This is a genomic window from Pseudomarimonas arenosa, from assembly GCF_014841215.1.
In the GTDB taxonomy this organism is placed as follows: Bacteria; Pseudomonadota; Gammaproteobacteria; order Xanthomonadales; family Xanthomonadaceae; genus Pseudomarimonas; species Pseudomarimonas arenosa.
In genome coordinates this window covers 40115-61580 of record NZ_JACYTR010000016.1, presented here as the reverse complement: position 1 = coordinate 61580, position 21466 = coordinate 40115, and the positions used below count along the sequence as shown (strand labels likewise).

Here is a 21466-nt window from a genome sequence, read left to right as displayed (position 1 = left end):
GCACGCGTGCGCTCCCCGGGCCAGTCCGAAGCGCCTGCTAGACTCAGTGTCCATCCCAGCCCCTTGATCACTTTCAACGGAACAAGCCATGGACCATTTGTCTGATCTCGATCGCCACTTCGTTCTGCATCCCGCCACCAATCTGGCGGCGCATCAACGCCAGGGGCCATTGATCATCGAGCGCGGTGAAGGCATTTACGTCTGGGACACTCAAGGCAAGCGCTATATCGAGGGGCTGGCGGGGCTCTGGTGCGTGGCCCTGGGCTACGGTGAGGATGCCCTGGTCGATGCCGCCGCCGAGCAGATGCGCAAGCTGGCCTATGGGCAATTGTTTGCCTCGCGCAGCCATGAGCCGGCGATTCTGTTGTCCGAGAAGCTCGCCCATTGGCTGCCGCCAACACGTTCAGGTGATGGGCCGTGGCGTTTTCTGTTCGGCAATTCTGGTTCTGACGCCAACGACACCCAGATCAAGCTGGTGCGCTACTACAACAATGTGGCGGGGCGATCACAAAAGAAAAAAATCATCAGCCGCTGGAACGGCTATCACGGCGTAACGGTGGGTTCAGCCAGCCTGACCGGCCTGCCGGTATTCCACACCCATTTCGATCTGCCGATCGAGGGCATCCTGCATACCGATTGCCCGCATCATTTCCGGCATGCTGAGGCCGGCGAGAGCGAGGAAGCGTTCGCCACCCGCCTGGCCGCCAATCTGGAAGGAATGATCCAAGAGGAAGGCCCGGACACGGTGGCGGCCTTTATCGCCGAGCCGATCATGGGCGCGGGTGGTTTGATCGTGCCGCCCGCCACTTACTTCGAGAAGATTCAGGCCGTACTCGAGCGCCATGATGTGATCCTGATCGACGACGAGGTGATCACCGGCTTTGGTCGCCTGGGCACACCGTTTGGTTGCCAAGCCATGGGTATGCGGCCGGATACGATGACCCTGGCCAAAGCGCTGTCGTCGGCCTACTTGCCGATCAGTGCGGTGGCGGTTCCCGACTGGATGCACGAGGCGATGAAAGAGCCAAGCGACAAGCTCGGTGCCTTCGCCCATGGCTTCACTTACAGCGGGCATCCGGTGGCGGCAGCGGTGGCTTTGCGCAACCTGCAGCTGTTCGAGGAGCGCGACCTGATCGCGCATGCGGCACGGGTTGGGCAACACTTTCAGGCCAGGCTCGCGGCGCTGGGCGAATTGCCATTTGTGGGCAGCACCCGCGGCCGTGGTCTGCTCGGCGGCCTGGAGTTGGTCCGCGATGTATCGGCCAAACGGCGCTTTGCGGCCGAGGACAAGGTGGCGATCCGCGTAGCCGCCTTGGCGCTGGAGCGCGGCCTGCTGGTGCGCGCGCTGGCAGGCGACACCATCGCAATCTGTCCGCCCTTGGTCATCACCGAGGCCCAGGTGGACGAGCTGTTTGACTGTCTGCAATCGGCACTGCGCGCGTTCGCTGATGAAACGGCCAGATAACCCGGAATTTCATGAGGTCGCGCCGAAAGACACCGCCAGCCCAGGCACAGCAACGTTCTCGGGCAGTTCTCACTGGATGACAACGTGTTCGCGGTCTTTCGTCGCAGGCAAGGCCCTCATTCGACCGCTGCGCGGCAACGGCTGCTGCGCGGCAACGGCTGCTGCGCGGCCTGCGCCTTCCTCGCTCCCAGAGCAGGGCCATCCATGGCCCTTCCCGCGTGCGCTGCGCTCGGTCGACCGCTGCGCGGCAACGGCTGCTGCGCAGCCTGCGCCCTTCCCGCGTGCGCTGCGCTCGGTCGGCCGCTGCGCGGCAACGGCTGCTGCGCAGCCTGCGCCTTCCTCGCTCCCAGAGCAGGGCCATCCATGGCCCTTCCCGCGTGCGCTACGCTCGGTCGGCCGCTGCGCGGCAACGGCTGCTACGCAGCCTGCGCCTTCCTCGCTCCCAGAGCAGGGCCATCCATGGCCCTTCCCGCGTGCGCTGCGCTCGGTCGGTCTACGCGGGGGCATTCGCCCCGAGGTCCTTTGCACCGATTGCCGCGTTGTTCGGCTGCTCGATCACTTCTTCTGATCGACGCGGTCGATGCGGCGATAGTAGCCTTCAAACGCGGTACTCCAGCTGGCACCGCCGTCGCTTGAGGTTTGCCAATGCTGTCGAACTCGACCATCGTCTAGCAGCTGCCAGTGAATCCGCTGTAGCGAGTCGTTAAGTGACTCGCTCTCCATGAGCATCTCGTTTGGCCCTGGGCTACTGCCGCGCAGTTCCAACAGACCACCCCGGCTGTCGACCCAGAATTGCTTCCAGCGCTGGCTGCTACGGTCGAACAGATTGAGGCTGCGGCCATGGGTGCCGCGGCTGCCGCGCCAATGCTCGCTGATCGCGCAGCCTTCGAGGTCGCGTTCGATCGTGTTGTGGCCGGCCACCACTTGCTTGCCCTCGTTGTCGGTCGTGCTCACCTCCCATTCGCCGATCCAGAAGTCGAACTGTCGATGTTGGACATCCGAGCAGTCCGGTGGCGTGGGTACATTGGCCGCCAGTCCGAGCGCAATGATCAGGGCAGGGCAGTTGAGCATGGTCGTCGTTCCGTCAGGAAAGCCGCTGGCAATCTGCCACAGCAAAGCATTACGCTGGCTGCTTGAGGTGCAGAAAGCGACGAAGCGAGCCAGTCTTGCGACCTTTTGAGATCGCGATCGGGGCAGCTCAGTCGTTCTGCCCCTTCACCGGTGGACCCAGCTGTTCAAGGTCGAGCGCCGAGACTTCGAACAGAAAGCGCTTGTCGCCCTGTTTCTTCAGGCCGGGGCTGATCTCGAAGGTCTGCGCCTGATCGATGATCTCCAGCATCTTCTGGTCTTCCTCCAGAAAAACCGCCGGTGGCACGTTGTTCTTGACTTCGCTGATCAGCACCTTCGGCAAGTCCTGATCATCGGCTCGCGCTGCTACACGGCATTCCTTGACACAGCTGAACTCGTCGCTGTCGGCGAGCAGATAAACGCTCTGGCCCCAGGCCGGGTGGCGGCGCAGCACCAAGCGCAGGTTGGAGTTGTTCTTGGCGCGAACGTAGGCGGTGAACACCCGGCCGCCGGCCTCCTGGTCATCGACCGCGTGGTAGGTCCAAAGCGACTCCAGGCGACGTTGCTCAGCGCTTGCCTTGGCCACTTCGCGCAGCTTGGGCAACTGCTCGCTCAAGCGTTGCGCGGCCCGACTGTTGGGGTAGCGGCTGAGAATATCCTCGGCATACGCCAAGGCCAGCTCCGGCTTATTGGTGCTCTGGACCGCTTCAAACTGGCGGTAGGCCTCATCGGCCAGGGCCTCAATGCGTGCCTGCGCGGCCTGTGCGCGTGCTTCGGCTTCACGCCGTTCTGCCTCAGGGTCGCTACACCCGAGCAGGCCGGCGAACAAGACGAGACAGAGCAGAATGCGGCGAATCGGCATGGTTGAAGCCCTCGGTTTGAATTCGGTCAAGCGGCGCAAAGTCTAGCCCGGCTGGCCGGGAATCAGTTGCCAAGTGAACCGCAATCGTCTGCGAAATGCTCGCTGGTGCGGATTGAGATTGACGCTGCCAGCTGTGCGCCCTATTATTCCGCGGCTTCGAGGCGCCCGTTTGGACGCCGCGCTGCGGACCGCTCGGGGTATAGCTCAGTCTGGTAGAGCGCCAGCTTTGGGAGCTGGATGTCGGGGGTTCGAATCCCTCTACCCCGACCATTCGGGTAAAGGCGCGGCGGCGACTCGAACGGCGGTAGAATGCGCCCGTAGCTCAACCGGATAGAGCATCGGCCTTCTAAGCCGACGGTTGCAGGTTCGATTCCTGTCGGGCGCGCCATCTGCACGCCGCGGAGTTGAGGCAGGAAGCAAGGCGCTCTGGGAAATTTCCCAGTCGCAAACAGAATTATGGTGGATGTAGCTCAGTTGGTTAGAGCACTGGATTGTGATTCCAGATGTCGCGGGTTCGAGTCCCGTCTTCCACCCCAGTCCCAAGTTGCGGCACAATACGCAGCTTGAGCCGTGACGAGCGGCAAGAAGTTAATGAAGTGGGCCGTTAGCTCAGTTGGTAGAGCAGCTGACTCTTAATCAGTAGGTCCAAGGTTCGAATCCTTGACGGCCCACCACTTCTTCCTCCCTCCCATCGTGGGCGGACCTCTCCGGGGATCAAAGCCGAGCGAAAGTGGCGGAACTGGTAGACGCGCTGGATTTAGGTTCCAGTGGGGCAACCCGTGAGAGTTCGAGTCTCTCCTTTCGCACCAGCTTCGATCACCTCGCGCTGAGGTTCCGTGTTTGAGGTGGACTTCGATTCGCTTCGTCCGGCAACGATTTTCGTGTCGATCCATCGCAATGGTTCGACGGTTGCCCCAGGAGCTGTCATGCAAGTTTCGGTTGAACACCTCAGCAATCTCGAGCGCAAGCTCACCGTCAGCGTTCCGGCCGATCGCCTGGAATCGCGAATCAGCGAGCGTCTGCGCGAGATTTCCCGCACCGTGCGCCTGAAAGGCTTCCGTCCCGGCAAAGTGCCGGCGAAGGTCGTCGAGCAGCGCTTTGGCGCCCAGATCCGCAACGAAGCCATGTCCGAGGTGATTCAAGACAGCTTTGGCGAAGCGCTGCGCCAGGAGAATCTGCGTCCGGCCGTGCCGCCTTCGATCCAGACCGATGGCAAGCCCAAGGATGGCGAATTCAGCTATGTCGCCACCTTCGAAGTGATGCCGGAACTTGGCCCGATCGATGTGTCGAGCCTGAAGGTGAAGCGCCCGACCGCTGAAGTTGCAGACGCCGACATCGACCAGATGATCGAGACCCTGCGCCTGCAGCGCCGTACCTGGAACCCGGTGGAGCGGGCGGCCAAAGACGGCGATCTGGTGATGTTTGAGTCCTTCGTCACCGTCGGTGAGACCCGCGTGCCCGCCGAGGGCATGGAGCGTTCTGGCACCGTGCTGGGCAGCAAGGCGATGATGCCCAAGGTCGAAGAAGCCCTGGTCGGCATCGCCACTGGCGATGAACGCAATGTCGAGATCGACTTCCCGGCTGAGCATCGCAATGCTGACCTGGCCGGCAAGACCGGCACCATGACGGTAAGGGCCGTGCGCGTGTCGGAGCCGGTGCTGCCGGCCGTAGACGATGCCTTCATGGCCAGCTTCGGTGTCGCCGAGGGCGGCATCGAGAAGTTCCGGCAGGAGGTCAAGGCAAACCTGGAGCGTGAGCTGAAGGGTGCCCTGATGGCGCGCTTGAAGAATGACGTGGTCAGCCGCTTGCTGGAGAAGTTCAGCGAGCTGGAACTGCCCAAGCGTATGGTCGAAGCCGAAGCCGTTGGCCTGGCCAATCAGGCCGAGCAGCGCGCCCAGCAGCAGGGTCAGAAGGGCGCCAAGGTAGCGCCGGAAGCGTTTGCCGGCGTGGCCAAGCAGCGTGTCGCTGCGGCGGTACTGCTGGGTGAGCTGGCGCGTCAGAACCAGATCAAGCTGGATCAGGGACGCGTGGCCGAGATGATGGCCAGCATCGCCTCGACCTACGAGGACCCGCAGCAAGTGTTCGAGCTGTATCGCGGTGACGAGCAGCTGATGCGCAGCCTTGAAAGTCGCGTGGTTGAGGACCAAGTCATCGATTGGATTGCCGATCACGCCGACCTTACCGAAGAGGCGTTGAGCTTCGCCGAGGTCATGCGCCCCGGCAACGCCCTGTAAGCTAGCGTTTGGCAGCACCCCGGAGCCGCCCACAGCGGTTTCAGGGCTGCTGGATGTTGCCCTCACGCCGCTTGCCGCCAAGTCGAGCGGTGCGCGGCTGATCCGGCGTAGCATGCTGACAGGCCTCACCCATAACGGACCCAACGCCCATGACGATCAAGAACCTCAACCTCGTGCCGATGGTGGTCGAGCAGACCAGCCGCGGTGAGCGGGCTTACGACATCTACTCGCGGCTGCTGAAGGAGCGGGTGATCTTCCTGGTCGGGCCGATTGACGACCACATGGCCAATCTGGTGGTGGCGCAGCTGCTGTTCCTCGAATCGGAGAATCCCGACAAGGACATCAGCCTGTACATCAACAGCCCAGGCGGTGTGGTCACGGCCGGCATGGCAATCTACGACACCATGCAGTTCATCAAGCCCGACGTGGCGACCATGTGCATTGGTCAGGCCGCTTCCATGGGGGCGCTGCTGCTGGCTTCAGGCACCAAGGGCAAGCGCTATGCGCTGCCGCATTCGCGGGTGATGATTCATCAACCGCTGGGTGGCTATCAGGGTCAGGCCACCGATATCGAGATTCACACCCGTGAAATCCTTACCCTCCGCGACCGCCTGAATCATGTGCTGGCCAAGCATACTGGGCAGCCGGTGGAGCAGGTCGCCAAAGATACCGATCGCGACTACTTCATGAGCGCTCTGGATGCGGCCAACTACGGCCTGATTGATCAGGTGCTGGAGCGGCGCCCGGAAGAGTCGGTCAAGCCGGCCTAAGACCGGCACTCCCCCATTTCACGCCGCTCTTCCGAGGGGCGTGGTATCCACGGGCCCTGTGATATTCTCGGGCCGTCCCCCGGCTTTTCCGGGGCATTGGTAGGCAAGGCAGCATGACTGAAGAGCGTTCTGGTCGCGGCGGTGAAAGTGCCAAGATTCTGTACTGTTCCTTTTGCGGTAAGAGTCAGCACGAAGTCCGCAAGCTGATCGCTGGCCCCAGCGTGTTCATCTGCGATGAATGCGTGGAGCTGTGCAACGACATCATTCGCGAAGAGTTGGAAGAGAAGGTCGCCAGTTCGCGCAGCCATCTGCCGAAGCCGCGCGAAATTCTGGACGTGCTCGATCAGTACGTGGTGGGACAAGCGCGGGCCAAGAAGACCCTGGCCGTCGCTGTGTACAACCACTACAAGCGCATCGAGACGCGCGGCAAGAGCGATGAGGTCGAGCTTTCCAAGAGCAACATCCTGCTGGTGGGCCCCACCGGTTCGGGCAAGACCCTGCTGGCTGAGACGCTGGCACGACTGCTGAATGTGCCGTTCACCATCGCCGACGCCACCACGCTGACTGAAGCGGGCTATGTCGGCGAAGATGTCGAGAACATCATCCAGAAACTGCTGCAGAAGTGCGACTACGATGTCGACAAGGCGCAGCAGGGCATCGTCTATATCGATGAGATCGACAAGATTTCGCGCAAGAGCGAGAACCCGTCGATCACGCGTGACGTATCGGGTGAGGGTGTGCAGCAGGCACTGCTGAAGCTGATCGAAGGCACGGTAGCCTCGGTGCCGCCGCAGGGCGGACGCAAGCATCCGCAGCAGGAGTTCCTGCAGGTCGATACCAAGAACATACTGTTCATCTGTGGCGGCGCGTTCGCCGGGTTGGAAAAGATTATCCAGCAGCGCTCGGTGGATGCCGGTGGCATCGGCTTCTCGGCCGAGGTGCGTAGCAAGAATCAGAAGGCCAATGTCGGCAAGCTGCTGGCGGAAGTCGAGCCTGAAGATCTGATCAAGTTTGGCCTGATTCCCGAGTTCGTCGGCCGTCTGCCGGTCGTGGCTACCCTGGAAGAGCTCGATGAAGAAGCGCTGGTGCGGATCCTCACCGAGCCGAAGAACGCCATCACCAAGCAGTTCAAGAAGATGTTCGATATGGAAGGGGTGGAGATCGAATTCCGTCCCGAGGCGCTGAAAGCGATCGCTGCCAAGGCGCTCAAGCGCAAGACCGGTGCACGCGGTCTGCGCACCATCATCGAATCGGTGCTGCTCGACACCATGTTCGAGCTGCCTTCGCTCGACAACGTCAGCAAGGTAGTGGTCGACGACACGGTGATCAGCAATCAGGCCGAGCCGTATCTGATTTATTCGACCCCCGCTCCCGCCACCAAGGCCGCGGGCGGCGAGTGACGCGGGCGGCAGTGCGAGCTGCCTGCCCCCTGCTCAAGACTGAACGCCGGTTGCCGGTCTTTTCTCGGCAAGTTCTCAACTTTGTGGCGCAAGCCCCTGTTCGGACGGCCTCGAAGTCGGCACAGGCGTTCGCCCTTCCAGGGGCGGTGCGGCCCTCGCCGGGGTCAAGTCTGAATACCTGTCACGGGTTCCTTGATGCTGCCTTTGCTTGGGAGCATGCTGGGCTTGAGCCGTTCCCGCTCGCCCCCATGTTGAGAGTTCAGAAGCGAGACCCCGTAATCATCAGTCGGGGAGATGGACCCCCCGAACACTCTGGAGTACGCGATGAGCGATGAGCGCAAGCAAGTCCTGAAAGGAATCCCCGTCCTGCCGCTGCGGGATGTGGTGGTGTACCCGCACATGGTGATTCCGTTGTTCGTCGGCCGGGAGAAGTCGGTCAAGGCGCTCGATGTCGCCATGGAAAAAGACAAGCAGATCCTGCTGGTCGCTCAGACCAGTCCGGATGTCGATGACCCGGCACCGAAGGATCTGTATCCGATGGGGGCGCTGGCCCAGGTGCTGCAGTTGCTGAAGCTGCCGGACGGCACGATCAAGGTGCTGGTTGAGGGCTTGTCGCGAGTCGAAGTGCATGGCATGCAGGACGACGACGGCGCCTTGCTGGCCGACGGCGAAGTGGTGGAATCCGAATACGGCGTGGAAGAGCGTGAGATCGACATCACGGTGCGCTCATTGCTGTCGCTGTTCGAGCAGTACGTGAAGATGAATCGCAAGATTCCACCGGAGCTGCTTTCTACCCTGTCGGGCATTGATGATCCCTCGCGCATCGCCGATACCATCGCCGCCCATTTGGGCATTCGTCTGGCTGACAAGCAGCAGCTGCTGGAGCTGGTGGATGTGGCGCAGCGCCTGGAGCGTCTGATTGGCTTCGTCGACGGTGAGATCGACGTGCAGCAGTTGGAAAAGCGCATTCGCGGCCGGGTCAAGTCGCAGATGGAGAAGAGCCAGCGCGAGTACTACCTGAATGAGCAAATGAAGGCCATTCAGAAGGAGCTCGGTGAGATCGACGAGGCCTCGAATGAGGTTGAGGATCTGGCTCGCAAGATCGCCAATGCCGGGATGCCGAAGGCGGTTGAAGCCAAGGCGAAGACCGAACTCAACAAGCTCAAGCAGATGTCGCCGATGTCGGCCGAAGCCACCGTCGTGCGCAACTACATCGATTGGCTGGTCGGTGTGCCCTGGCGCAAGCGCAGCAAGATCCGCAAGGACCTGAAGTCCGCGCAGGAAGTGCTGGATACCGATCACTATGGCCTGGAAAAGGTCAAAGAGCGCATCCTCGAGTACCTCGCAGTTCAGCAGCGTGTTAAGACGATGAAGGGACCGATTCTGTGCCTGGTCGGGCCGCCTGGCGTGGGTAAGACCTCGCTCGGACAATCAATCGCCAAGGCGACCAATCGGCGCTTTGTGCGCATGAGTCTGGGCGGCGTGCGAGATGAGGCCGAGATTCGCGGCCACCGGCGTACCTATATCGGCTCGATGCCGGGACGCATCGTGCAGAACCTGTCGAAGATCGGCACCAAGAATCCGCTGTTCGTGCTCGACGAAATCGACAAGATGAGCATGGACTTCCGCGGTGACCCAAGCTCAGCCCTGCTCGAGGTGCTCGATCCGGAGCAGAATCACAGCTTCAACGACCACTACCTGGAAGTCGATCTCGACTTGTCCGATGTGATGTTCGTTGCCACCGCCAACTCGCTGAATATCCCAGGCCCCTTGCTCGATCGCATGGAAGTGATCCGCATTCCCGGCTATACCGAGGATGAGAAACTGAATATTGCAATGCGCTATCTGGTGCCCAAGCAGGTCAAGGCCAATGGCCTGAAGGAGACCGAGCTGGCGATCAGCGAAGCGGCATTGCGCGAAGTGGTGCGCTACTACACACGTGAGTCCGGCGTGCGCGGACTGGAGCGTGAGATCTCCAAGATCTGCCGCAAGGTGGTGAAAGAGATTGCGCTGGCCGGACCGCAGAAGGAGAGCAAGAAGGCCAAGAAGGCGCCGCGGGTCAGCGTTTCGCCGAAGAACATCGACAAGTATCTCGGTGTGCGGCGCTTCGACTACGGTCGCGCCGAAGCAGCCAATGAGGTGGGATTGGTCACTGGCCTGGCCTGGACTGAAGTAGGCGGCGATCTGCTGCAGATCGAGGCCACCCTCGCGCCGGGTAAGGGCGGACTGCAGTACACCGGCCAGCTGGGCGAAGTGATGCAGGAATCGATCAAGGCTGCGCTGAGCGTGGTGCGTGCGCGTGTCGAAGCCCTGGGCATCGAGGCCGATTTCCATCAGAAGTACGATCTGCATGTGCACGTGCCGGAGGGCGCCACGCCCAAGGACGGCCCGAGCGCAGGCATTGCCATGGTGACCGCCCTGGTGTCAGCCCTGACCAAGGTGCCGGTGCGCTCGGATGTGGCGATGACTGGCGAGATCACTCTACGTGGCAAGGTGCTGCAGATCGGTGGTCTGAAGGAAAAGCTGCTGGCGGCCCTGCGCGGCGGCATTCGCACGGTGATCATTCCGGAAGAAAATGCCAAGGACCTCACCGATATTCCGGAGAATGTCACCAAGGGCATGAAGATCGTGCCAGTGCGCTGGATCGAACAGGTGCTGGATCTTGCTCTTGAACACCCTCTTTCACCGAAGTCCGAGGCGGCGGCGGAACTGCCTGCTGAGTCGTCGGCGATCAAGGGTAAGGAACAGGAGGGCGGTGCGCGTCGGGCGCATTAGATCCTTGGCCTGAGCGGAGTATGGTGACTGCTGCCGGTGCAACGGCAGCGCAGCCGTTGTCGGTTGAAAGAAGCGACTTTTTTCCTTCTGACCGGCTGAAAACCGCATGTTTATTGGATTTTTTCGTTGCGTAGCTTTTCTGGCACTGGTATAAAACCGCGGTCTTTCTCACGATGCCCTGCACAAGAGGCATGGTTGGGAGGGGGCGGGTAGAAGGGTTCATTGAATCCGGGGCCCTTACAAGCTGACAACCGAGAGCCGGGTGGTCCGGGCTTACCATTGGGAGTGACAAGAGAATGAACAAAGCTGAATTCTGTGCCGCGGTGGCGGAAAAGTCTGAGCTGTCGAAGGCCGATGCCGGCCGTGCAATCGACGCTGCCATCGAAGTGATCAAGAAAGCGCTGAAGAAAGGCGATACTGTGTCGCTGGTCGGCTTCGGTACCTTCCAAGTGCGCAAGCGCGCTGCCCGTCAGGGCCGTAATCCGCGCACCGGCCAGACCATCAAAATCAAGGCTTCGAAAGTTCCTGCATTTAAGGCTGGCAAAGCGCTCAAGGATGCAGTAAACTGAGCGACTTCGCCGGGTGCTTAGCTCAGCGGTAGAGCGTCGCCCTTACAAGGCGAGGGTCGGGGGTTCGAAACCCTCAGCACCCACCAAGCAATATCGTCGTGCGGCATAATGTCGTACGGCTAAAAGAACAGCGGAGTGGTAGTTCAGTCGGTTAGAATACCGGCCTGTCACGCCGGGGGTCGCGGGTTCGAGTCCCGTCCACTCCGCCATCTTTCCAAGGGCGCCGCACTCCGGCGCCCTTGTTTTTTGTGCCTTTTGAAGCGGCTTCTGGGCCGTGCTTACACGAGGATTGCGGTTACATGTTGACTGCGTTGCGAGAGAAGACTTCGGGCTGGATCGCCACGATCATCATCGGATTGCTGATCGTGCCGTTCGCCTTCTTTGGGGTGAACAACTACTTCGATAGTTCGATTGAAACCTGGGTGGCGAAGGTCGGCGAATCGGAAATATCGCAGGACGACTTCCGCAGTCGGTTCGATCAATATCGGCAGCAGATGCGCCGAATGCTGGGCGACAACTACGATGGAGCCAGCATCGAGTCGGCTGAGAGCAAGTCGCGTCTGCTCGACAACATGATCGAGGCTGAAGTCCTGCGGCAGGTGTCGCAGGAACTGGGCCTGGTGGTCGGCCGCGGCGAGCTGCAAAAGGAAATCTCCCAGATGGAGGTATTCCACACCAACGGCAAGTTCGATCCACAGCAGTACACCCTGCTGCTTGCCAGTCAGGGCATGACGCCGCGCGGCTTCGAAGCGCGCATGCGCGAAGACATGACCATCCGCGCCTTGCCCACGGCCTTGAATGACAGTGCGCTGGCGACGACGAGCGAAGTCGACAACTATTTCCGTCTGCGTGACCAGACCCGTGATCTCAATGTGTTGATGCTCGAGGCGCCGGCTGCTGACGCTGTTGCTGATCCCAGCGAAGAAACTCTGCAAGCCTACTTGACCGAGCACAGCGATCGCTATGTAAGCGAAGAGCAGGTGGCGATTGAGTACGTCATCGTCGACGCCAGCGCCATCGATGTGCCGGCGCAGGCGTCGGAGGAATCGCTGCGCGAGCGTTACGAGACGCAGAAGTCGCGCTATTCGCGTCCGGCTCAGCGCTTGGCCTCGCACATACTCGTCAAGGTGGCGGCCGATGCGCCGGCGCAGGCGCAACAGGACGCTCAGGCGCGGGCTGATGAACTGGCCAAGCAGGCACGTGGCGGCGCTGATTTCGCCGAGTTGGCCAAGCAGCACAGCGACGACATCGGTTCGAAGTCTGCGGGTGGCGATCTGGGTTGGTTGGAGCCTGGCTTCCTCGATCCGGCCTTCGAAACCGCTTTGTTCGCCATGCAAAAAGACGCGATCAGCGATCCGGTCAAGAGCTCGGAAGGCTGGCACGTGATTCAGCTGCGCGACGAGCGTCCCGGTGAAATCAAATCGTTTGAAGAAGTGCGCGCCGAGCTGGAGCAGGACTACAACCAGAACGAGCGCGAGCGGCGGTTCAGCGAATTGGCCGGTCGCCTGGTCGACGAGGTGTTCCAGAATCCGACTGAACTGAAGGCGGCAGCCGACAAGCTGGGATTGCAACTGCAGACAACGGCAACATTTGGTCGCGCAGGTGGCGCTGATCCGATCACCTTCAACCGCGATGTGCTGAACTTCGCGTTTGCGCCGGGCTCGATCGAAAAGGGAGAGGGTTCAGATCCGATCAAGCTCGACGAAGCACGCACCGCCGTGGTTCGGGTGGCAGAACACAAGCCCTCGGTGCCGTTGAGCTTTGCTGAGGTGCGTGATCAATTGCTATCCGACTGGCGCCGTGAGCAGCGGCAGAATCTGGCGGACAAGCGTGCTGATGATCTGCTGCAGCGGTTGAACAACGGCGAGTCGCTGGCTGATCTGGCCGCGGACGTGGGCGTTGAGCTGCGCAGTGAGGCCGGTGTGGGTCGCGGTGCGGTCAATCTTGATCGGGAAGTGGTCAGCAAGGCGTTCACCTTGGCCCGTCCGGCAGAGGGGAGTCCAAGCTTCGCCAAGGTCGACCTGCCTGCGGAACGTCGTGCCCTGGTTGAGGTGACCAAGGTAAATGATGGTGATCCCAATTCCGTGCCGGCGATGGAACGCCAGGCGGTGAGCCAGCAGATTGCGCAGACCAAGGCGGCGATCGAGATGCAGGACATGATCGACAAGGCCAAGCAAGGCATAGAGATCCAGCGCGCAGTGGATCGTCTCTGATCTGATCGCGCGCAGCGTAGAAAAAGCCGCCCCCTGGGCGGCTTTTTCTTTGGCGACGCACTCGGAGCTGGTCGAAGGGGGCCTGTTGCGTACTGTCTGCAGGTCGGGTGTTGCAGGCCGAATGAGCTCAGCCAGCGTGGAAGTGCGCAGCCTGAGCTAGTAGTCGAAGGGTGCTGGGCCGAAGCGAGCAGCTCAAGGTTGCACTGAGAACCGCACCGTTTCGGCCAACCACCCGCCTTCGGTCCGCGCGATGCATTGTCGAGGCGCGCTTCGACACGCCTCGGCGAAGTGTTGCGCGGTTTTGCCGCGGTCGGCGGCGCTGAAAGCCTCCCGACGGAAGCTTTCAGAGACCTTCTGGTTAATGCCCGTCTTCCAGACCGGTCATGCCGAGAATGTTGTAGCCGCCATCGACATAGGTCACTTCACCGGTGATTCCGGCGGCAAGGTCAGAGCACAGGAAGGCGGCGGCATTGCCGACATCCTCAATGGTGACCGTACGTCGCAGCGGCGCTTCGGTCTCCACGTGGGTGAGCATCTTGCGGAAGTTGGAGATCCCCGCCGCAGCGAGCGTCTTGATCGGTCCGGCCGAAATGGCGTTGACGCGAATTCCTTCGCGGCCCAGATTCAGTGCCAGATAACGCGTGCAGGCCTCCAGGCTGGCCTTGGCCAGACCCATCACGTTGTAGCTGGCCAGTGCGCGCTCGGCACCCAGATAGCTCAAGGTGAGCAAGGCGGCATTGCGGCCCTGCAGCATCGGACGTGCTGCCTTGGCCAATGCAGCAAAGCTGTAACTGGAAATATCATGCGCAATGCGGAACGAGTCACGACTCAGCCCTTTGAGGAATTCGCCCTCCAATGCTTCGCGCGGCGCAAAGCCCACCGAGTGCACCAGGATATCGAAGCCATCCCAGTGTTTGCCGAGCTGCACGAAGGCCTCATCGATCTGAGTATCGTCAGCCACGTCCAGCGGAATGACGATGCTGGAACCGAATTCCGCCGCCGCATCTTCGACGCGCGATTTCAGCTTTTCGTTCTGATAGGTAAAGGCCAGCTCGGCGCCCTGCTGATGCATTGCCTGGGCAATGCCCCAGGCAATCGAGCGCTGACTGGCGATGCCGACGATGAGGGCGCGTTTGCCTTGTAGAAATCCCATGTGCTTATCCAGCGGTTCAAAACCGGGCAAGTTTGCACGTGAATCGCTCAAGGCGCCAGACGTAGCACTTGACCTATGCGTAGGGTGGCTTCGCGGCGCAGTTGGTTCCAGCGCAACAGGTCTTCAATCGAAACGCCGATTTTGCGGGAAATGCTCCACAGGCTGTCACCGGCTCGAACCCGGTAGCTCCGAGCGCCATCGCCGCTCTGTGACTCGACCATTCGCTCCGTCAGCCAAACTGATGAACAGCCTTGCGAATTGCTGATCAGCAGGCGGAAATCTGCGGGCAGGCGCGCAGGCTGGCGTAGCAGTGGATTCAACTCGGTGGCCGGCTCCACCGAACGCGCCGGCGTGCCAGCGGTTGCTGCAGCCCTGCAGTCGGTGATCGATAGAGCTTGCAAGCGCCGTTCAACAGGCAGTTGCATCGATATGCCGAGTTCCTCCTGCTGCTTGATCAGGCAGGCAAGGGCGCCTATCCGGTTGATATACCCCAGCGTGTGAGCGGGCAGCCGCAGCGCGTGCAGATTTTCTGCTGCCGATCGACTGTCGGGGAATGTCGATATCGCCCGTTGTACCCGGTATGGGCCGGCGTTGTAGGCTGCCAATACCAGACGCCAGTCACCGAACTGCTCATGCAATTGTTGCAAGTGGCGGCGCGCAGCGATCGTGGCGGCCACCGCATCCAGACGCCGATCGACACCGGACGGCGGCAGCAGGTCGTACAGACGGGCGGTATCAGTGGAAAACTGCCACATGCCACGCACGGCGCCTCGGTTGCCCGGGTCGGTCTGCAGCTGACTCTCAATCAGCGGCACCAGGGCATATAGGCTGCTGAGCTGCTCGGTCTCAAGTTCGCGCAGAACGTAGTCGAGCATCGGCAAACGCTTGGACAGGGTGGTGCCGAGAATCTTGACCGTGTATGGGCGCGCCTTGGTGGCCGGGAACGCTTGACAGTCAAGGGCCGCCGGCAGCGAACTCAGCAGTGCAGCGCGCAGGTCGATCGTGCTGGGCTCAGCGACAGGCGGCTCGGGAGTGGGCGCGGGGCTGATCGGTGTCGCGTCGGTCGCCGGAATTGATTCGGCCGTGGGTTGGCTGCGCACGCTGGCGGCCGGAGGAATTGGCGGTGGCACGCTGACACAGCCAACCAGCGCCATCAGCAGGGTGAACAGGCCGGCACGCCGGATCCATGCGTGGCCGATCAAAACACGTCTTTCCATTGGCGAAGAGCGGCAAACACCTCGAGTTCGGAGATCAGTTCGTGGCCTTGTCTTGCCTCAACTGATTGTTTCACCGAGTCGCTGTGGCAGCGCAGGAATGGGTTGCAGTCGAGTTCCACCGCAAGGCTGGTGGGTAGGCTTGCTTCTTCGCGCTGTCGTTTCGACCTAACGGATTGCAGATAGCGTTGGAGATCCTGATTGCCGGGGTCGACCTCAAGGGCGAAGCGTCCGTTGGCTTCGGTGTATTCGTGCGCCGGATAGAAGCGCGTCGTACGCGGCAGACTGGCCAGTCGCGTCAGCGAGGCGTGCATCTGGGCTGGGCTACCTTCAAACAACCGGCCGCAGCCCAGGCTGAACAGGGTGTCGCCGCAGAAAACGATATCGGTGGCCAGGAAGGCGATATGGCTGCTGGTGTGGCCGGGCACCTCCCAAACATTGAAGCGCAGACCGCCACAGTCCACTTCATCGCCCTCTGCCACCCGTTCGCTCGCGCGACCGATACGCGGATCGTGCGGGGCGATGACGCGAACGCTTGAGTCGATCGGAAGCGCCGCCAAGCCACCGACATGGTCGGCATGGTGATGGGTGATCAGAATGCCGGCCAAGGCCGGGCTGTCATGCAGCGCCGATGCAACCAGGCGCGGCTCCCCTGGATCGACCAGCCATGTGCCGTCGGCGGAGGTGAAGCGCCAGACGTAGTTGTCGCTGAAGGCCGGCAGGGCGTCAATCTGGGGCTGCACAGGGTTCACGTGGACTTCCATGAAGAGGACGCGCGCCGACAGCGCACGCCAAATACAAGTGTCAGGGCAATGGGTGCTCGGGCACAATAGAGCGCAAATGCCGCAGGTACCCCCCTCCTCCAAGCCATGCCCGGCGCACTGGTTTCAATCGACCGCCTGCCAACGAGTGCTGGCGCTCGAGCAGCGCGCGATGACGCCCTTGCTCACCGCACACGCTGGCGTGCGCGGCCTGTTCTTGCGAGCCTCGGCGTCGTGTCCGGGGGAATTGTCCGGCAACATGCTGCAGCATGTCTGCCGGCTGTATCCTCGGGAGGGGCAATTGGGTGGCGACTTCGATTGTCAATCGGAGCGCTTGCCCCTGGCCAGTGAGTCCCTGAGTCTGGTGTATGTGCAGCACGCGCTTGAGCAGTGCCAGGACTGGCCAGATCTGCTGGAAGAAGTCGCCCGCTGCCTGCAGCCCGAAGGAGTCTTGATGCTGACTGTGTTTTCCCGTTTCAGTCTATGGCGTAGCCGCTGGCAAGGGCTGCTGCCGATTGATCGCTCTCGCGTGCTGCGCTGCTGTGAATCGGCCGGTTTGGTCATTGAAGAGCGGCGTCCGATCGGGCCGCTGTGGCCCTTGCCCTTGGGTGAGTCCTTGCATGGCCTGCAGTTTGCTCCGTGCAGAACCTCCTGGGCCCTGGTGGCACGCAAGCGTCGGGCGGGCATGACGGCGGTGGGTGCGCGGCGAAACGTCGTGTTCAAGCCGACGGCGCGGCCCACCTGATGCGGGTCGAGATCTTTACCGACGGTGCTTGTCTGGGAAATCCTGGTCCGGGCGGTTGGGCTGCCCTGCTACGCTACTCCGGGGCCGAGAAGGAACTGGTCGGCGGCGAGCCGCAGACCACCAACAACCGGATGGAGATGATGGCTGCGCTGGCCGCCCTTGAGGCGCTGCGCCGGCCCTGCCAGGTTGATCTATATACCGACTCGCAGTATCTGCGCCAGGGTATGACCGAATGGCTGCTCAATTGGAAGCGACGTGGTTGGAAGACGGCTGCCGGTGATCCGGTGAAGAATCAGGACCTGTGGCAGCGGCTGGACGAGGTGCGGCTCAAACATGAAGTTCAGTGGCACTGGGTTCGCGGCCACGCCGGGCACGCTGAGAATGAGCGGGTCGATGGTCTGGCCCGCATGGCAGCGGAAAAACACCGCGGAGTTGGGTAAATGCGCCAGGTAGTGCTGGATACCGAAACCACCGGTCTCGCGGTGGAGAAGGGCCATCGGCTGGTGGAAATCGGCTGTCTTGAACTGCTGGAGCGGCGGCCCTCCGGTCGGCGCTTTCAGCGGTACCTGAACCCTGAGCGGTCCATGGACATCGGCGCCAGTGAGGTAACCGGCCTGACCGATGAATTTCTGGCCGACAAGCCGCTGTTTGTCGATGTGGTTGAGAGCTTCCTGACCTTCGTTCGTGGCGCTGAGCTGATCATTCACAACGCCGCGTTCGATGTCGGCTTCATCGATGCGGAATTGGCCAGGGCCGGCCGCAGCGAGCGACTTGCCGACATCTGCACGATCACCGATTCGCTTGGTCTGGCGCGCGAGAAGTATCCCGGGCAGCGCAACAGCCTTGACGCCCTGTGCAAACGGCTCGGGGTCGACAACGCACACCGCAGCTTGCACGGCGCCTTGCTCGATGCCGAGCTGCTGGCTGAGGTCTATCTGGCGCTGACATCGGGGCAGACCGCCTTGTTTCTCGACCCGACCGAGGAGGCCGAGGAGGCGGCAATGGCAGCCAACGATGCACCAAGAGCAAGGCCGCCGGGCATTAAATTGCGCCTGCTGCAGGCCTCTGCCGACGAGTTGGCAGCGCATCGGCGCAGCCTGGCCGGTCTGGCCAAAGGGGGGCGTTGCTTATGGGCAGCCGAAGATGAAGACTCAACTGCCGTGCTGAGCGTGGCATAATCCAAGCTCTTGCGGCGTCCGATGCACTCTTTGGGGAGGAGGCGAGGATGGTAAAGCAACTCTCAGCTTGGCTCTTGGTACTGAGCAGTGGGGCTGTCTCCGCTGCGTCGGTGGTTGAGCAAATCAATCAGAATGCGCACATGGGTGTGGCGACCTGCGCCAGTAGCGTGTGCCATGGCTCATCGCAGCAGTTCAAGGAGTCCAACGTCTGGCAGAACGAATTTGCCCGTTGGCAGGAGTACGATCCGCATGCCAACAAGGCACTGCAGGCTCTGCGCTCGGCGGAGGGGCAGGCGATGGCTCGGAAGCTGGGCCTGGGCGATGCCACTCAAGCCAAAGTCTGTCTCGACTGCCATGCTGACAATCCACCGGCAGACAAGCGCGGGGAGCGCTTTCAAGCCAGCGATGGTGTCGGCTGCGAGGCCTGTCACGGCGGCGCCGAGCAATGGCTGACATCGCATGCCGACAAGGGTGTGCCGCATGCCGACAATGTCGCCAAAGGTTTGTATCCGACCGATGATCCGGTCAAACGTGCCGAGCTTTGCCTGTCCTGCCACATGGGTACTGCCGACCGCATGATCACTCATCGGATCATGGGCGCCGGTCATCCGCGCCTGAGCTTCGAGCTCGATACCTTCACCTGGCTGCCCGAAGTCACGCATTATGAAATCGACGAGGACTACATCGCGCGCAAGGGCGACTTCAACGGCGTGCGCGACTGGGGTATTGGACAAGGTGTGGCAGCGGCCAACCTGCTCGACACCCTGACCGACCCGCGTCATGGCTGGGACGGAATATTCCCCGAGTTGGTGTTGTTCGACTGCCACGCCTGCCACAAGCGCATGGACAGCAAGCGTTGGGCGGCTCGGCCGGGGACGGGCCTGGGCCCGGGCGTGGTCCGGCTCAACGATGCCAATCTGGTCATGTTCCGTCACGTGTTGGCGGCGGTCGATGCCTCAGCCGCTTCGCGGATCGGCACCATGACCCGCGGCTTGCATCAGGCCACCACCCAGAGCCGCGATGCCACCGCCGCTGCCGCACGCAGTCTCAGTGCTGAAATTCGCCGCCTGTTGCCGCGGTTGGCGGAGGCGAGCTGGGGTGGCGATTCCCTGATGCCGATTCTGGACAGCCTGCTGGCCGATGGAGAGCGCGGGGAATTCGTTGACTACGCCAGCGCCGAGCAGGCCGCCATGGCGGCCTCCAGTGTCATCGTTGCCTTCGAGACAGCCAAGGCAATCGATGCTGCCAAGGCCGAGCAGCTGCGTGCCCGGGTCGATGCTGTGTACGAGCGCGTGAAGGATGAGAACGCCTATCAGATGGGAGCCTTCGTCAACGCCTTGCGTGAACTGCGGCGGGCGGCGGCACAGGGCTGAGTTTGCATGCCGACGGTGACCCGGGTCTTGCGGTCATCGTCGGGTTCTTGCGCTGGCAGCTGCGCCGGCGCGCGTTGCGTCGGCGTGGTGTCAGTCGATTGTTCTTCGCAAGTGCCCAACCAAGTCATACAACAAGCGGCCGTGGGTGTTTGCAGATGATAAGCTCAGGGCGAGATCGGCCGACGCATTGCAGGTTGGCTGATGCGTATCGAATTCCATCACATAGAGTTTGCGCGTGTCTGCCACTGTCTTACTGAAATCAGTCGACATCCATATCCCGGGCTACAAGATCCTGCGCCCGTTGGGCGAGGGCGGCATGGCGTCGGTGTTTCTTGCCATGCAGGAATCACTGGATCGCGAAGTGGCGCTGAAGGTCATGGCGCCAGCGCTGGCTGCCAACTCTGAGTTCACTGATCGCTTTCTCAAGGAAGGCCGCATCACGGCCAAGCTGAGTCATCCGAACCTGGTCACCGTGTTCGACATCGGCTCGCACGGCAGCGTCTATTACCTCGCGGCCGAGTACATTCCCGGCGGAACGCTGCGTGAGAAGATCAACCTGGGGTTAAGCATTGCCGAGACACTGGACATCGTCTGCGATGTAGCCCGTGGGTTGCACTTTGCACATCAGAAGGGCTTTGTGCACCGCGATGTCAAGCCGGGCAACATCCTGTTCAAGTTGGATGGCACCGCCGTGCTGGCGGATTTCGGCATTGCCAAGGCGATGGATGCGAAATCCGGCGCCACAATGGCCGGCGCGTCGATCGGTACGCCGGACTACATGAGCCCGGAGCAGGCCCGGGCGGAAACCGTCGATGGACGATCGGACCTCTACAGCATGGGCGCCATGTTGTACGAGATGCTCACCGGCGAGCCGCCTTATCAGGCCAGTGATCCGTTCACCGTTGCATTGATGCACGTGACGCAGCCGGTACCACAGCTGCCGGCGGAAAGTGCCTGGCTGCAGCCGCTGATCGACAGCCTGATGGCGAAAACGCCTGAGAATCGCCCGGAGTCTGGGGAAGCGTTCATCGGCGAGGTCGAAGGATTACTGGCCTCGTCGCCAGAGGCAGCGGGGATTCAGCAGCGGCCTGGCGCCAAGAAGAAGGCTGGCGGACCGCGCTTGTCCGGCTCCACGACGCGCGTCAGTGTCGCCACCCCCTCGCCGCTCGCTTCACCGATGGTCATCGGCGGCGGCCTGGCCGCCGTGCTGGCAATCGCCGTCGCCGGATATGTGCTTTGGCCGAAGGCCGACCCGACTATCACGACCGCGCCTGATCCGACCAGCGTCGACCCCAGTCAGTTGCCGCCTGAGGTGTTGATTCCATCGCCGACCGTGCCGACGGATGAGCTGGATGTCGGCCTGCTGCTGGAGCAGGCCGATGGCTTCAAGCAGCGCGGACTGGAAGGTCGCGACGGCCGCTACCTGACCTTCCCCGACGACGAGAACGCGGTGGCTCTGTACAAGCGAGTGCTGGACAAGGAGCCCGGCAACGAGCGTGCAAGCAGTGGTCTGGTGGAGATCCGCGATTTCTTTGAGCGCGGTGCACGCGGCCTGTGCGATCGGCAGCTGTACGACCCGTGCATCACCATCGCAGAAAAGGGATTGCTGGCCGATCCCGACAGTCAGGCGCTCAAGCAACTGATCGAGGACGCCAATAACAAGCGTCTGGGCAATTAATGCAGGGT

The 21466-nt window shown here is 61.8% G+C and carries 17 protein-coding genes and 7 tRNA genes; 19 read left to right on the top strand and 5 right to left on the bottom strand.

From position 1 onward, the window contains the following. The first annotated feature begins 88 nt into the window (after positions 1–88). On the top strand, positions 89–1465 hold the full coding sequence (locus IFO71_RS09945; RefSeq protein ID WP_192029479.1) for an aminotransferase: 1377 nt from the start codon (positions 89–91) through the stop codon (positions 1463–1465). A 555-nt stretch (positions 1466–2020) separates the two neighbouring features. Here IFO71_RS09945 and IFO71_RS09940 read toward each other — a convergent pair. Together IFO71_RS09940 and IFO71_RS09935 are read right to left on the bottom strand one after the other, a co-directional pair. Continuing rightward, positions 2021–2536, bottom strand: coding sequence for a hypothetical protein (locus IFO71_RS09940; RefSeq protein ID WP_192029478.1), 516 nt, complete (start codon positions 2534–2536; stop codon positions 2021–2023). A gap of 127 nt (positions 2537–2663) precedes the next feature. Then, complete coding sequence (locus IFO71_RS09935; RefSeq protein WP_192029477.1) at positions 2664–3395, bottom strand: hypothetical protein; 732 nt, start codon at positions 3393–3395, stop codon at positions 2664–2666. Between the two features lie 193 nt (positions 3396–3588). Here IFO71_RS09935 and IFO71_RS09930 point away from each other — a divergent pair. The 13 genes from IFO71_RS09930 to IFO71_RS09870 all read left to right on the top strand — a co-directional run bounded on the left by IFO71_RS09930 (position 3589) and on the right by IFO71_RS09870 (position 13356). Continuing rightward, positions 3589–3665: transfer RNA gene (locus IFO71_RS09930), tRNA-Pro, on the top strand. 41 nt (positions 3666–3706) lie between these two features. Next, positions 3707–3783: transfer RNA gene (locus tag IFO71_RS09925), tRNA-Arg, on the top strand. 71 nt (positions 3784–3854) lie between these two features. Continuing rightward, positions 3855–3931 (top strand) — tRNA-His (locus tag IFO71_RS09920). Between the two features lie 62 nt (positions 3932–3993). Continuing rightward, a tRNA-Lys gene (locus IFO71_RS09915) sits at positions 3994–4069 on the top strand. 50 nt (positions 4070–4119) lie between these two features. Then, a tRNA-Leu gene (locus tag IFO71_RS09910) sits at positions 4120–4204 on the top strand. 117 nt (positions 4205–4321) lie between these two features. Next, positions 4322–5629, top strand: coding sequence for a trigger factor (gene tig, locus IFO71_RS09905; RefSeq protein WP_192029476.1), 1308 nt, complete (start codon positions 4322–4324; stop codon positions 5627–5629). Between the two features lie 149 nt (positions 5630–5778). Beyond that, on the top strand, positions 5779–6399 hold the full coding sequence (clpP, locus tag IFO71_RS09900; protein WP_192029475.1) for an ATP-dependent Clp endopeptidase proteolytic subunit ClpP: 621 nt from the start codon (positions 5779–5781) through the stop codon (positions 6397–6399). 113 nt (positions 6400–6512) lie between these two features. Continuing rightward, a complete protein-coding gene (gene clpX / locus IFO71_RS09895; RefSeq protein WP_192029474.1) occupies positions 6513–7799 on the top strand; it encodes an ATP-dependent Clp protease ATP-binding subunit ClpX in 1287 nt (428 codons plus the stop codon). A gap of 324 nt (positions 7800–8123) precedes the next feature. Then, positions 8124–10574, top strand: coding sequence for an endopeptidase La (lon, locus tag IFO71_RS09890; RefSeq protein WP_192029473.1), 2451 nt, complete (start codon positions 8124–8126; stop codon positions 10572–10574). 296 nt (positions 10575–10870) lie between these two features. Beyond that, positions 10871–11143 carry an HU family DNA-binding protein gene (locus IFO71_RS09885; protein ID WP_192029472.1) on the top strand — a complete coding sequence of 91 codons (273 nt, stop codon included), beginning with the start codon at positions 10871–10873 and terminating at the stop codon, positions 11141–11143. Positions 11144–11154: 11 nt separating this feature from the next. Continuing rightward, positions 11155–11229 (top strand) — tRNA-Val (locus IFO71_RS09880). A 46-nt stretch (positions 11230–11275) separates the two neighbouring features. Beyond that, a tRNA-Asp gene (locus tag IFO71_RS09875) sits at positions 11276–11352 on the top strand. 90 nt (positions 11353–11442) lie between these two features. After that, complete coding sequence (locus IFO71_RS09870; RefSeq protein ID WP_192029471.1) at positions 11443–13356, top strand: SurA N-terminal domain-containing protein; 1914 nt, start codon at positions 11443–11445, stop codon at positions 13354–13356. 358 nt (positions 13357–13714) lie between these two features. On the opposite strand, the gene IFO71_RS09865 is transcribed toward IFO71_RS09870, so the two are convergent. From IFO71_RS09865 to gloB, 3 genes are read right to left on the bottom strand one after another with little or no spacing between them, the layout of a single operon-like run. Beyond that, positions 13715–14509, bottom strand: coding sequence for an enoyl-ACP reductase FabI (locus IFO71_RS09865; protein ID WP_192029470.1), 795 nt, complete (start codon positions 14507–14509; stop codon positions 13715–13717). A 47-nt stretch (positions 14510–14556) separates the two neighbouring features. Next, complete coding sequence (locus IFO71_RS09860; protein ID WP_192029469.1) at positions 14557–15726, bottom strand: lytic transglycosylase domain-containing protein; 1170 nt, start codon at positions 15724–15726, stop codon at positions 14557–14559. Then, positions 15708–16475: a hydroxyacylglutathione hydrolase gene (gloB, locus tag IFO71_RS09855; protein ID WP_332309356.1), complete on the bottom strand. Its 768-nt coding sequence runs from the start codon at positions 16473–16475 to the stop codon at positions 15708–15710. Before gloB ends, IFO71_RS09860 begins: the two co-directional genes overlap by 19 nt. Before the next feature lie 88 nt (positions 16476–16563). On the opposite strand from gloB, the gene IFO71_RS09850 reads away from it, so the two are divergent. The 5 genes from IFO71_RS09850 to IFO71_RS09830 all read left to right on the top strand — a co-directional run bounded on the left by IFO71_RS09850 (position 16564) and on the right by IFO71_RS09830 (position 21458). Next, positions 16564–17229 (top strand): class I SAM-dependent methyltransferase, encoded by a 666-nt coding sequence (locus tag IFO71_RS09850; RefSeq protein WP_192029467.1) that lies wholly within the window; start codon positions 16564–16566, stop codon positions 17227–17229. Beyond that, positions 17226–17669 (top strand): ribonuclease HI, encoded by a 444-nt coding sequence (gene rnhA / locus IFO71_RS09845; protein WP_225444529.1) that lies wholly within the window; start codon positions 17226–17228, stop codon positions 17667–17669. Before IFO71_RS09850 ends, rnhA begins: the two co-directional genes overlap by 4 nt. After that, a complete protein-coding gene (gene dnaQ / locus IFO71_RS09840) occupies positions 17670–18407 on the top strand; it encodes a DNA polymerase III subunit epsilon (RefSeq protein ID WP_192029465.1) in 738 nt (245 codons plus the stop codon). 47 nt (positions 18408–18454) lie between these two features. After that, positions 18455–19780, top strand: coding sequence for a multiheme c-type cytochrome (locus IFO71_RS09835; RefSeq protein WP_192029464.1), 1326 nt, complete (start codon positions 18455–18457; stop codon positions 19778–19780). A gap of 235 nt (positions 19781–20015) precedes the next feature. Further along, on the top strand, positions 20016–21458 hold the full coding sequence (locus tag IFO71_RS09830) for a serine/threonine-protein kinase (protein ID WP_192029463.1): 1443 nt from the start codon (positions 20016–20018) through the stop codon (positions 21456–21458). Positions 21459–21466: the final 8 nt, after the last annotated feature.